The 12818-nt window shown below is 69.3% G+C and carries 10 protein-coding genes; 3 read left to right on the top strand and 7 right to left on the bottom strand.

Annotated elements, in window-relative coordinates:
* The first annotated feature begins 7 nt into the window (after positions 1 to 7).
* Positions 8 to 466, top strand: coding sequence for a divergent PAP2 family protein (locus KA248_01595; GenBank protein ID MBP7828591.1), 459 nt, complete (start codon positions 8 to 10; stop codon positions 464 to 466).
* Positions 467 to 485: 19 nt separating this feature from the next.
* Positions 486 to 2174: a DNA repair protein RecN gene (gene recN, locus KA248_01590; protein MBP7828590.1), complete on the top strand. Its 1689-nt coding sequence runs from the start codon at positions 486 to 488 to the stop codon at positions 2172 to 2174.
* Between the two features lie 295 nt (positions 2175 to 2469).
* Here the strand turns inward: recN and KA248_01585 are convergent, their stop codons facing one another.
* The 7 genes from KA248_01585 to KA248_01555 all read right to left on the bottom strand — a co-directional run bounded on the left by KA248_01585 (position 2470) and on the right by KA248_01555 (position 11752).
* A complete protein-coding gene (locus tag KA248_01585; GenBank protein ID MBP7828589.1) occupies positions 2470 to 4173 on the bottom strand; it encodes a CHASE domain-containing protein in 1704 nt (567 codons plus the stop codon).
* 52 nt (positions 4174 to 4225) lie between these two features.
* Positions 4226 to 4858, bottom strand: coding sequence for a glycerol-3-phosphate 1-O-acyltransferase PlsY (plsY, locus tag KA248_01580; protein MBP7828588.1), 633 nt, complete (start codon positions 4856 to 4858; stop codon positions 4226 to 4228).
* A gap of 199 nt (positions 4859 to 5057) precedes the next feature.
* Positions 5058 to 8936 (bottom strand): hypothetical protein, encoded by a 3879-nt coding sequence (locus tag KA248_01575; GenBank protein MBP7828587.1) that lies wholly within the window; start codon positions 8934 to 8936, stop codon positions 5058 to 5060.
* A gap of 119 nt (positions 8937 to 9055) precedes the next feature.
* Positions 9056 to 10051 (bottom strand): NAD(P)-dependent glycerol-3-phosphate dehydrogenase, encoded by a 996-nt coding sequence (locus tag KA248_01570; GenBank protein ID MBP7828586.1) that lies wholly within the window; start codon positions 10049 to 10051, stop codon positions 9056 to 9058.
* A 6-nt stretch (positions 10052 to 10057) separates the two neighbouring features.
* Positions 10058 to 10660 (bottom strand): fused MFS/spermidine synthase, encoded by a 603-nt coding sequence (locus KA248_01565; protein MBP7828585.1) that lies wholly within the window; start codon positions 10658 to 10660, stop codon positions 10058 to 10060.
* Between the two features lie 14 nt (positions 10661 to 10674).
* Entirely contained in the window at positions 10675 to 11070 is a 396-nt protein-coding gene (gene mscL / locus KA248_01560) for a large-conductance mechanosensitive channel protein MscL (protein MBP7828584.1), read from the bottom strand.
* Between the two features lie 118 nt (positions 11071 to 11188).
* The gene (locus tag KA248_01555) at positions 11189 to 11752 is read right to left on the bottom strand and encodes a nucleotidyltransferase family protein (protein ID MBP7828583.1); all 564 of its coding nucleotides are present in this window, start codon (positions 11750 to 11752) and stop codon (positions 11189 to 11191) included.
* A 51-nt stretch (positions 11753 to 11803) separates the two neighbouring features.
* On the opposite strand from KA248_01555, the gene KA248_01550 reads away from it, so the two are divergent.
* Positions 11804 to 12811, top strand: a complete 1008-nt coding sequence (locus KA248_01550; GenBank protein MBP7828582.1) for a glycosyltransferase — start codon at positions 11804 to 11806, stop codon at positions 12809 to 12811.
* The last annotated feature ends 7 nt before the right edge of the window (positions 12812 to 12818 follow it).

Below are 12818 nucleotides of genomic sequence, written 5' to 3'. Positions count from 1 at the left end.
GTACACCATGATTGCCGAAGGCCCGTGGCACCTCAACATCACCGTCTGGTCCGGCTTTGCGGCCTGGATGCTGGCGCAGTTCATCAAGCTGTTCCTCTACATCCGGCGGACCGGCCGCTTCGACCCGGCCTTCATGCTGCGGTTGGGCGGAATGCCCAGCTCGCACTCGGCCACCGTAACCGCCGTGGCCCTTTCCGTCGGCCTGCGCGCCGGGTTCGGCAGCACGCTCTTCGCCCTCGCACTGACCTTCGCGGTCATCGTCATGATCGACGCGCAGAGCGTGCGCCGGGCCGCCGGGCAGCAGGCCCGCCTGCTGAACCAGATCGTGGACGAGCTGTTCCACGAGCACCATATTTCGCAACAAAAACTGGTCGAGTTCCTGGGCCATACGCGCCTGGAGGTGCTGTTCGGGATGCTGCTCGGGGTGTTCACCACCCTGCTCATCCACGGCAAGCTGGGCGGGTAGCCGGCCGCGAGGAGGGACCATGCTGACGACACTGCGCGTCAAGAACCTGGCCCTGGTGGAGAACGTCCGGGTGGAATTCCAGCCCGGCCTGAACGTCATCACGGGCGAAACCGGCGCGGGCAAGTCCATCCTCGTCGGCGCCCTCAACCTCCTGCTCGGCGACCGCGCCGACCACGACCTGATCCGCGCCGGGGAGGACGCCTGCGGCGCGGAGGCCTGCTTCCGGCTGGCCGACGCCTCCGCGGTGGACCAGGTGCTCGAGGCCTCCGGGCTCGACCCCTGCGAGGACGGGCAGTTGATCGTGCGGCGCATCGTCCGCGCGTCCGGCGCCTCGCAGGCGACGCTCAACGACAGCCCCGTCACGCTCCAGGTCCTGAAGCGGGTCGGCGAGCTGCTCGTGGACATGCACGGCCCCCACGACCACCAGTCCCTGCTCCATCCCGAGTTCCAGACCGACCTGCTGGACGCCTTCGGCCATTCCTGGGATCTGCGTGCCGCCTACGAGGAGGCCCACGCGCAGCTCCAGGCCCTGGAAGACCGCGTCCGCGAGCTGGAGCGGGACGGCGCCACGGCCGAGCAGATCGACCTGCTGACCTACCGCATCACCGAGGTCGAGCAGGCCGCGCCGGCCGAGGGCGAGGAAGAGAAGGTCGTGGAGGAACACCGCCTCCAGGGCAACGCGCAACGAGTCCTCGAGCTGGGCGGCGCCGCGCTGAACGCCATGAGCGAGGGGGAGGGCGCCGCCTTCGACGCCCTGGCGGCCGCCCAGAAGGCCCTGGAGGAACTCTCCCGCGTCACGCCCCGCGCGGCCGATTGGAGAGAGGAGGCCGGCGCGATCGCCGGCCGCCTCCAGGAACTTTCGGCCGACGTGCGGCATTTCCTCGAAGGGATCGAGGCCGATCCCGCGCGGCTGGCCTGGCTCGACGAACGCCTGGCGACCTACCAGCGGCTCAAGCGAAAATACGCCCCCACCGTGCCGGAGGTCCTCGCGATCCTCGAGCGGGATCGGAAGCGGCTGCACGATCTCAAAACGCGCGGCGAACAGTTGGCCGCGCTGGGCAAGGAGATCGAGCAGGCCCGGGCCAAGCGAGACCGCGCGGGCGCCGCCCTGCGGGCGCGGCGGAAGGAGCACGCCGGCCGCCTGGCCGACGCCGTCACCCGCGAACTGCGCGCCCTGGGCTTTTCCCACGGCGCTTTTTCCGTGGAGGTGCGCGAGGGCGAGCCCCGGCTGTCCGGGCTCGACGACGTGGATTTCGGCTTCGCGCCGAACGCCGGCGAGCCCATGCGGCCCCTGCGGGCCATTGCCTCGAGCGGCGAGATCTCTCGCGTGATGCTGGCCACCAAGGCCGTGCTCGCCGCCCACGACCGGATCCCCGTGATGGTCTTCGACGAGATCGACGCCAACGTCGGGGGCGAGATGGGCAGCGCCGTCGGCCGCAAGCTGGCCGAGGTCGCGCGAAAGCACCAGGTGCTCTGCATCACCCACCTGCCGCAGGTGGCGGTCTGCGGGGCCACGCACCTCGCCGTCAGCAAATCCGTACGGGACGGCCGGACGACGACGGACGTGCGCCCGCTCGACCCGCGCGAGCGGGTGGAGGAGATCGCGCGGATGCTGGGCGGGCGCGACCTGACGAGCGTCACGCTTAAGCACGCCCGGGAGCTGCTGGAGAAGGCCTCTCCGTCGTCACAAATCAGTTCACACCCGTGAACGTTAGTGTGACGAAACGCCATCTCTCATACCAGGTACGGGTAAGAGGCGGTACGAACGGCGTCGCAGAGCTCCGCCCTCCAGTGGCAGGAATCATGGAGGGGCGAGCTCCTGCGAGCCCGAAATCGACCCGCCTTCACCCGGATTTGGTATCATTTTTTGCAAAGGACCGTAGCGTCGCTTGCGACGCCCGCGGGCCCTGTAGTGAAGCAAAGCGTGTGCTACAGGGCGGGCGCCGGCCAGCGACGCCCCTACAGGAGCAAGGCCTTACCGGAGCGGGAAAGGATTTCGGGCGTCAGCCGGCGGAAGGCCGGCATACCACGCGCGTGCCGCCGCCCGGCGCAGCCGCGATCTCCAGTTGCGCCCCGACCGTTTTGGCGCGGTGGCGCATGATCCGGAGCCCCAGGCCGCCCTTCTTCGGCGCGTCCGGAGGCAGACCGCACCCGTCGTCCTCGATGACCAGCTTCCACCGGCCCTCCTCCTCGCCGAGATCCAGCAGGATCCGCCGCGGCTGCCCGTGCCGGGCCGCGTTGTGCACCGCCTCGCGGGCGATGTAGTACAGCTGCTCGGCCGCGGGCCCCGTCGGGGGATGACCGCCGGACGGCTGGAACACGCAGTCTACCCCGAACGTCTGCCGGGATTCGTCGGCGAGCCGGCGCAGGGCGTCCGCCAGGCCATCCTCGCCGATGGAAACCGGCGCCAGGCCGCGGGCCATGCGCCGCACCTCGGCGACGGTGTCCTTCAACGCGTCGTGCACCTGGCGCGCCGACGCCTGCTCGTCCCGTCCCGCCTGCTCCAGTTGCCGCAGCAGTCCGCGGCTCAAGAAAAGGGCGCCGGTCAGTTTCTGGCCCAGGGAATCGTGGAGGTCCTGGCCGACGCGCTGCTGCTCACGGGCGGCCGTGGAGTGAATTTCGTCCTCCAGCCGCATCCGCTCGTCCATCTCGCGGGCGATCCGTTCGTGCGCCTCGCGCAGCGCGGCGGTGCGGACGTGGACCAGGCGCTCGATCTGGCGGGTGCGCCGCCCGACCATGGCCAACTGCCACGAGATCAAGCCCGTCAGGCCCAGCCCGATCGCCAGGAACAGCCCGGATTCGCGCAGGCCCCGGGGCCGGGGATAGGCCGGCCCCGGGCGGCAGCGGAAAAACCACTGGCGGTCCGCGACGGGAACAGGATGCTCATAGGCCATCCCTTTCTCGTCGCTCCCGGCCGCGCGGCGCTCGACCAGTTCGACTTCAAACCGGAGGGCGGGTACACCGAGCAGGACACGGTCCAGGATTTCGGCGGGCTTGAGGAGGGCCGTGACAAAGCCGACCATCCAGCCCGGCGGCGGGAACACGACATCCTCGAGGGCGACGTAGTAGATGGGCGAGAACACGTACCATCCGGGCGGCGACCCGTCCGGCCCGCCCGTGGCGACGCCGCCCAGCACGGGCCCGTCGAGGGTCTCCATCGCCTCGATCGCGCGGGCGGCGGGCGGCCACGACGCGAAGTCATAGCCCGTGGGGAGCCCGAGCCGGTCCGGCTGGGTCTGGTAGGTCAGCACAAAACACTCCTCCCTCTCGGCCGCCGGCACGTAGCCGCCCCGGCCGTCGGACCCCACCACCCGGATGCCCGGCCTTCCGGCGGCATCCGGCTGCTCGAGCGCCGCCCGCTGTTCGGGGCGGAGACGCTGGACAAACCCGAAGGCGCCGAGCACGCGCTGCTGGTGGATCATGCCCTTGAGGACGAACTCCTCGAAATCCTCGTCGCTGATGCGGGCGGCGAGCGAGTGGAGGACCCGGATGGAATTCAACACCTCCATGAAGAGGCGGATTTCGCGGTCGGTCGCCCGCCGCAGCGTCTCGGCCTCCTGCCCGAAATCCGCCTCGAGCGCGCGGGCTTCGGACAGGACCCGCTGGCGCCATACCGAGAGGCTGATCGTCACGCCGAGGATCGCGATGACGGCGGACAGCGTCCAGAAGCGGCGGGCCACGCGGCCGGTGGGAGCGTCCTGACTCATGGCCCGAGCATAGAAGGATCGTCCCGCCGGGAAAAGCGCAAAGGGGGTGTCGTCACGGCGCGGCCGCGCGGGGCCGGCCCCAGCGGTGTTCCTCGCCGCGCCGCAGGCGGGCGATGTTCGAGCGATGCCGCCAGATCACGAGCAGGCCCAGCGCGGTCAGCACGGCCGGAAGAAGCCACCCGGCCCGGCCGTACAGGAACCAGGCCGCCGCCGGCACCGCGACGGCCGCGGCAATCGAGGCCACGGAAACGAACCGGGCGGCCGCGAAGACCGCGATCCAGGCCAGGAGCCCGATCCCGACCGCGGCGGGCGCCACGCCCAGCAGCATCCCCGCGCTGGTCGCCACGCCCTTGCCGCCCTTGAACTTGAGGAACACCGGCCAGCTATGCCCAGCGATCGCCGCGCAGCCGCCGAGCAGTCCCAGCCCCGGGCCGCACTCCACGCCCCATCGCCGGGCCAGGAGCGGGAACAGCCACGCCGGCACGAAGCCCTTGAGCGCGTCCGCCGCGAACGTGGCAATCCCCCACCCCTTGCCCACGGCCCGGAACACGTTGGTCGCGCCGACGTTCCCGCTCCCGACCTTCCGGATGTCCACGCCGTTGAGGCGGGCAAAGAGAAAGGCGAACGGCACGGCGCCCAGCAGGTACCCGGCCAGGGCGAAGGCCGCGCAATGGAGCCAATTCATGCGGGCAGTATACGGGAGCGCCCGGCCGATAGCGAATCGCGAATCGGGAGTGGGCGGCCCCTCGTCAGCGCGGGCTATCCATCCAGGCGGTGTCGCGGCCCGCCGCGGCCTTGCCACCGCACTCTATTTCAGGCGAAGCGCGGCGGGAAAGAAAAAGCGCCCCGGCCGGCCGGGGCGCTTTGCTCCGTCTCCCGATCGCTTACGGGATGTTGACGCTCGACCGGAAGAACTTCCGCGGCGTGTCGTTGGTGATCAGCAGGTCCAGCGCCCCGCCGTCGATCGCCGCGGGCGCGTTCAGGTTGTAGGGCGTCCACTCCTGCGGGGCGGCCATCAGGTTCGTGCTCCACCACACGTCATAGGTGCGGCTGTTGGTGGTGTTCGGGCCGACCTGGACCGCCATGACCGTTTTGCCCGCGAGATTAAGAATCTCGTTCCGGAACGAACGGGTGGCGTCGGTCGGATCGGTGTCCCCGGCGAACTCGTCGTCGTTCGGAGAGCCGTCCACGTCGATGTCGAACGCCGCGATGCGGTTGGAGGCGGCGACGCCGTACTTGTCCCACCACGCGTTCGGGATGCCGTCCGTCGTCCCGCCGCCGCGGGTGATGAGCAGATCGTTGGCGAAGAGGGCGAAGTTCGGGCTTCCGCCGTCGTGCCCGCCGTTGTAGAAGTTGACGCGGCCCACGGGCGCGGCCAGGCCCGTGGACACGACGTTGGTGGTCAGGCCGTCATTGCGGGTCAGCGTGACGCTCAACTGGTTGCCGGCCAGCTGCTCGGCCACGACCTGCACGACCGAGGTGGCGTTGTAGGGCCAGCCCAGGTCCACGGGGGCATCCAGGCCGAAACTGACGGCGCTGATGTTCTCGTAGGACAGGTCGAAGTTGAACAGCTTGTTGCCGGACGCGTCCTGCAGGTCGGCGCCGCGGTTGCCGCCGCTCCAGTTCATGCCCAGCAGGCACTCGAACTTGTCGCCCTCCGCCAGCGCCGTGTTCAAGTCGCGGTAGGCCGAGGCGTAGTTCGAATCCGACCCGCCGAGGAAGCCGAAGGACCGGTCGTTGAACGAATTCATCCAGGCGGTGGCCGTTCTCGAATCCGCGAGTTGGATGACCGCGCCGGCCGTCAGGGCGGAGAACTGCCACGCGCCGAAGCCCGCGCCGCCGTTGGACGTGTTCGTGAAGGTCGTCGGCACGATGAGCCCCGGGATGTAGTTGCCGGCGTCGTCAAACTCGGCCGGGAAGTCGAACACGTTGACCAGCAGCGGCGCGCCGACGTAGCCGTCGGCGTCGGCATGGATCGTGGTCAGGCTCTCCGAGACGCCGTTGGCCACGAAGCTGGTGACGGCCTGGCCGTCCGCGAACGTCACCGTCGCGGGCACGGTGACCACGCTGGGCGCGGCGCTGACCAGGTCCACGGTCAGCGGACCGGTCGTATCGCTGCGCTGAATGAAGATCGTCGTCGTCCCTCCGACGTCGATATTGATCACGCCCTCCATCTCGAGCGTTTCGAACTCATTGATGCCCAGGCGGTTGACGTAGAGGTTGTTCTCGCCGCCCTGCTCGGTGTTCCAGGCGTAGAACCGGGCCCGGTCCGGCACCTGGTGGTTGAAGCTCACGCCCTCCAGCAGCATGTATTCGGGCGCCGAACCCGTGCGGGTCAGGGCGATGTCATACTTGTCCTGCCCGACGCGCGTGACCGTGACGTTGATGGCCGAATCCGCCGCATAAACCCAGCCCAGGTCCTGCAAGGTCCCACCGAGCGCGTGATTCTGCCACGCGTACTGGTCCGCGGTGACGACCACCTCGAACAGCCAGGTGCCGTCGCTCTGGAGCATCATGCCCTTCGCCCCGTTGCGGAAGTTCACACCCAGGTCCACGGTCAGGCTCTGGCCCATGGCGAGCGCCGTGAACCCGCGGGTGGCCTCCACCATCGGCTCGTTGGTCCCCGTGTCTTCGCCGGCCTGGTTGGCATAGAGACCGAAGGCGTTATTGGAGACCGAGTTGACGTCGCCGCCGCCGGAGGCGGTGGAGTCGCCGAGGAAGGCGCCGGCGAAATTGGTATAGCCGTCGTGCGGGCCGTCGTTGTGGCTGATGACCCACGCATTGAGCCCGGCGCCGCCGTTGGCGTCATTGGTAAACGTCCCCGGCCCGTAGTAGGACGAGGAATCGTAGGCCAGGTCGTAGACTTCGATATCCGCCGTCACGTCCGTGAAGCCGGTGGCGGAGGCGGTGATGGTCGCCTGGCCGCGGCCCGCGCCGACCACGTCCGCCGTCGCGGTCGTCTCGCCGGTCCCGAGCGTCACCGGCGTCTCCACGGTCACCGCGCCCGTGTTGTCGCTGACCAGGGTCACCTCCACTTCCAGGTCGGTCGAGCCCGTGCGGCTGACCGTGAGCTTGTTGGTATGGTTCACCACCATGCCCTCCTGCCCCGCGAGGGACAGGACCGGGGTCTCCGCGCCGCTCCAGATCGCCAACCGGTTGAAGAACAGGTTGTTGCCGCCGCCGCCCGCGGTGTTGAAGTTGTAGAACCGGACGCGGTCCGGCGCGCCGCCGAGGTTCACGCCGGTGAGCTTGTTCGTCGCGGCCTGCGTCCCGCCGCGGATGATGCTGACGTCGTACAGGAACGACGTCTTGCGCGCCACCTCCACGCGGATCGAGGTGTTCGCCTCGTAGGTCCAGCCCAGGCTGGTCTGCGCGCCGCCGCCGCCGTGGTTCTGGTAGACGTAATCGTCGCCGACGACCGCGACCTCGAACAGCCACGTGTCGCCGCTCTGGATCATGACGCCCTTGGCGCCGTCGCGGAAGTTGACGCCCAGGTCCACGGAGAGCGTGTGGCCCGCCGCCAGTTCCGCCGAGAAAGGCCGGATGGCCTGCGACAGGGGATCCCCGCCCGTCCCAACCTGGTTGGCGTAGAGACCGAACGCGTCGCCCGTGGGCTGGGCGTTGACGTTGCCGCCGCCGTCGGCGGTGGAATTGCCGATGAAGCTGCCGGCGTAGTTGGTGAACCCCACGCCCTCGCCGTTGTTGTTGGTGAGGATCCAGGCCGCGAAGCCGCTGCCCTGGTTCGCGCCGTTGCTCCAGCCGCCCGAGGGATAGTAGGAGGAATCGTCGTAGGCCACGTCGAAGACCGCCACGGAGAGCGCGGCCGTCGGGAATCCGGCCGCCGTGGCCTGGATCAGCGCCGTGCCCGTGTCCACGCCGACGAGCTCGACGGGCGCCGAGTTGCTGCCGATCTCGATCGTCACGTTGGTGTCCACCGCGGCCACGGCTTCGTCGCCGCTCCACGCCCTGACGTCCAGCGCGACCGCCGTCGAGCCGTTGCGCGTGACCGTGAGCGCGTTGGTGAAATTCGCCGGCATGGCCGTGCGGCCGACGAGCGTCATGATCGGCGCGTCGCTGGCTTCAATGTGGAAATTGTTGGCGTACGGATACCGCTCCACTTCGGGGTCCATGTTGCCGGCGTAGAGACGGAACGCGTCCGGCGCGCCGCCGATCGTGAAGTTCTGGTCGTACGTCTCCACCCCGTCGCGGCCGACGCCGTAGACCCGCAGCGTCGCCGCGGCCACGTACTGGAAGTAGACCGTGATGGCCGCCGTGCCGTAGTTTACAAACATGGGCGAGCCATTGATGCTGATGTCTTCGTTGTTGGGCATGTTGATGTTGATCAACTGCGTGCCGTTGTAGCCGCCCGCGTAGAGGTTGATCCCCTTGTTCGCGCTATTCGTGCTGCCCGTGTCCCAGTTGTTGCCCCACTGCAGGCTGAAGGTGTCGCCGATGTTGAGCGGAGCGGCAAAGGCCCGGTTCGCATCCACGTAGCCGTTGGTGCCGCTCATGCGGAAGGAATTGGTCGCCATGCCGGTGATGCCCGAGTCCGCCGGATTCCCGAGGCCGTACGCGGCGTTGCCGCTGGTCGAGAGCGCCCACGCCCCGAACCCGGTTCCGCCGTTGGAGCCATCGGTCCAGCCGGCCCCGTAGTTGTCGCCGGTGTCATCCGCAACCACCGCCGCCCGCGCGGGCGCACAGAAACCACACAGCATGCCAAGCAGGCACACCGCCAAGATGTTAAAACGATTAACCCGGTTCATTGCACTTCTCCTTTTTGGACTGGCTTCTGACAAGGATTACTCCGGACTGAAATGTCTGCGCAAAATAGGCTTAACCGTTCCGGCAGGCAAGAGAAAAAGCAGCGCGATCGCGCGTTTTTCTACTCGCGCTCCGGCCGGGGATCGCGGCTCATGAGGTCCTCGACGGCCCGACGGGGACTCTTGCCTCCGTGGACGACCGCGCAAACCTCTTCCGTGATAGGCACTTCCACGTTCTTCGTCCGGGCGAGGTCCCGGGCCGCGCCACAGGTCCAGACGCCCTCGGCCACCTGCTGCATGCCCTGCAGGATGGCCTCCATGGATTCGCCGCGGCCCAACCGCTCGCCCACGCCGCGGTTGCGGCTCAACCGGCTGGCGCAGGTCACGACCAGATCGCCCAGCCCGCTCAAGCCCGCGAAGGTCTGCGGGTGCGCCCCCATCGCGACGCCCAGGCGCGCGATCTCCGCCAGGCCGCGGGTGATCAGCGCCGCCTTGGCGTTGTCGCCGAACCCGATCCCGTCGCACACGCCCGCCGCGATGGCGATGACGTTCTTCAGCGCGCCGCCGAGTTCCACGCCGATCACGTCGTCCGACGTGTAGACGCGGAACCGCGGCCCGTTGAACAGTTGCTGCAGGGCGGCGGCCCGGTCCGTGTCGGCGCACGCCAGGGTCACGGCCGCGGGGACGCCGCGCGCGACCTCGGCGGCCAGGCTGGGGCCGGAAAGCGCCGCCACGGACGTTTCGCCGAGGAGTTCGCCGGTCACCTCGGTCATGCGCCGGAGCGTCCGTTCGTCCAGGCCCTTCGTGACGCTTACGATCGGCGGGCGGGGCGCCGGCAGGAAGGGCGCCAGCGACGAGACGGTGGCACGGAAATAACGCGACGGCGTCGCCAGCACCACCGCCTCCGCGTCCGCCGCGGCCTCGTCCATCGCGGCCGTCCACCGGATCGCGGGCGGCAGGGGCACGCCCGGCAGGAAGGCGGGATTCTCCGCGCGATCGCGGATCGCGCGGATGTATTCAGGAAAGGGGCCCCAGACCGTGACCGCGTGCCCGTTCCCGGCCAGGACCAGCGCCAGGGCCGTGCCCCATCCCCCATCCCCGATGACCGTGACCTTCACGGAGAATCAGTGTAGCGCGACGAGGGCGTACAGCAATCCCGTAAACGCCAGCAGCCCGGAGACCCCCCCGACGATGGCCGCGACGCCGAACGCCGGGATCAGCACGAAGCCCGCGAGGAACGTGCCCGCGATGGCCCCGACGCTGCCCCAGGCATAGACATCGCCGACGGCGCGGCCGGTCCGCCCGTCGGCCCCGACCGCCACGCGGGCGGCCACCGGCCCGATCGTCCCCAGCAGCAGGGCGGGCAGCAGGAACGTGATCAGCACGTGCAGGACGATGCGCGCCGGCCAGGCCCGGTCGCGGAGCACGGACAAGCCGCCGGCGACCTCGTTCAGCCCGCGCACCGCGAAGCAGCCCGCGGCGGCCAGCAGGAACAGGAGGGCGAGCGTCCGGCGGGGCGCCCGACGGTCCGCCAGCAACCCTCCCGCATAGTTGCCCGCCGAGATGCCGGCCAACACGACCCCGATGATCGCGGTCCAGGTGTAGAGCGACTGCCCCACGTGCCGCGAGATCACGCGCCCGGCCAGCAGTTCCACGATCATGATGCTCGCGCCGGACACGAACACCGTGGCATTGGCCAGCCACCGGGTTCGATCAAGAGCGTTCACGGACAGCGGCCCGCTCAACGGCTTTTCAGCGCGTCGCGGATTTCCGTGAGCAGCTTCACCTCGTCCGAGATCACGGGCGCCGGGGCCGGCTTGGCCTCTTCCTTCTTCTTGAGCTTGTTGATCGCCTTGACCATCATGAAGACCGCGAGGGCCACGATGACGAAATCGATCGCCGTGTTGATGAACAAGCCGTACTTGAGCTGGACGGCCGGGGCCTCGCCGACGGCCTCTTTCAAGGTGATCACCTTGTCGGAAAAGTCCACCCCGCCCATCAGCATGCCCAGCGGAGGCATCAGCACGTCGCTGACCAGCGAGGAGACGATCTTGCCGAACGCCCCGCCGATGATGATGCCGACGGCCATGTCGATCATGTTGCCCTTGACCGCGAATTCCTTGAACTCCTTGATCATGCCCATGTTCCTCTCCTTCTATTTTCTGCCGCAAACAGGCGTACAACGTACTCCTATTGCGTTCGGTGTCAATCGATCCCGTGGCCGCGGGTCCTGTGGCCGCGGTCGGCGACCGCGGCTACAAGTCCTCCGGCGTGTTCACATTGCGCAACAGCCTCGGATCTTCCACAGGGATTCGCTCCGCGCGCTGCCGCACCAGGTCGTCAAGCCGCCGGTCGCCCGGCGGAGCGCGCTGCATTTCGTCCGCCAGCGCGCGGGAGACCCACAGCAGCTTGCCGTCCTGCCCGCGCCAGGTCGGGCGGACGGCGTGCGCGGCCCCGTCGCTCGCGCACGCCAGGACGGCGCGGACGGTTTCGGCGCGCAGCCCCACGGCATCCACGGGCAGGATGACGCAACCGTCGAAATCATCCAGCGCGCGGAGCCCGGCCTGGACGGAGGTGAAGCGGCCCTGCTCCCAGTCCGGATTCCGGACCACCTCCTCGCCCGCCAGCGCCGGGGCGATCCGGTCGAATTCCGAGCCCAGCACAATGACCACGCGGCCGCAGCCGCCGGCGCGCAGCAGGGCGGCCTGGACGGCGGCGAGCGGTTTCCCGCCGTCCGCCGGGAGCAGGGCTTTCGGCCGGCCCATCCGGGACGACGCGCCCGCCGCCAACACCATGCCGACGTGTTTCATGCCCGCCATTCTGCCTTTTCCGCGTGCAGAGTCCACCCGTAACCGTTATACATCCGGGACATGGGCCGGCGGCTTTCCATTCTCATCGTGGCCTTCAACGAGGCGCGGAACCTGCCGCGGCTCCACGCCGCCATCGCCCGGCTGCGAAGGCCCCCGGGCATGGACATCGAGACCGTGGTGGTGGACGGGGGCAGCCGGGATGGGACCGTGGAGGCCGCGCGGGCGTTGGGATTCGACCGCGTGATCGAGGCGCCCGGGGCCAGCATCCCCGCCTGCCGGAACCGCGCCTTGAAGGAGTCCGCGGGCGATTGGGTCGCGTTCCTGGATGCCGACTGCGAGCCGGCGGCGGACTGGCTGGAGCGGGCGGCGCCGTTCCTGGAGCAGGAAGCGCGGGTCGTCCTGGGCTGGCCCGTCGAGCCGCCGGAACCGATGACGTGGGTGCAGGCCGCCTGGCACTTTCACTGGCAGCACAAGAACCGGGTCGTCGAGGATTCGCCCGGGGGGCCCGTGGTACGGCGCGAGGCGTTCCGCCTGATCACGACACGCAACATGTACCTGGCCCGGAGCGCGGCGGATCAGCTCAACGGCTTCGACGAGCGGCTGGCCACGGGCGAGGACACCGACTTCGCCTTCCGGGCCTACCTGGCGGGCCTCCCGGTGCTGGGCGTGCCGGCCCTGCGGGTGATGCATCACGGGGAGCCGGCCACGCTGAAGGATTTCTATCGCCAGCAGCTCTGGCATGCCAATCGTTTGAGCTACGCCCGGATTTCGGGGAGCGGGCAAGCGGCCGGCGGAAATGCGCCGCGTTTCGCGCGCCTGTTCGCGGCGGCCCTCCTGCTGCTGGCGCTCGCGGTTCCGGCCGGACTCTTCTGGCATCCGGCCGGCTGGCTCCTGGCCCTGCCGCTGCCGATCCTGGTCGCCGGTCCGGCGGCCTGGACCTGCCGCAAGGGCGGCCGCTTCCGCCCTTTCCTTCCCCTCTGCGCCCTCTACCTCGCCTATGGCCTGGCCCGCGCCCTCGACCTGGCCGGCCTGCACCGCCGGAAGAACAGTTGGAAGAGCGCCCGCTGAAGGCGCC

The sequence above is a fragment of the Kiritimatiellia bacterium genome (assembly GCA_018001225.1).
In the GTDB taxonomy this organism is placed as follows: domain Bacteria; phylum Verrucomicrobiota; class Kiritimatiellia; order CAIQIC01; family JAGNIJ01; genus JAGNIJ01.
This window is presented reverse-complemented; position numbering and strand designations above follow the sequence as displayed.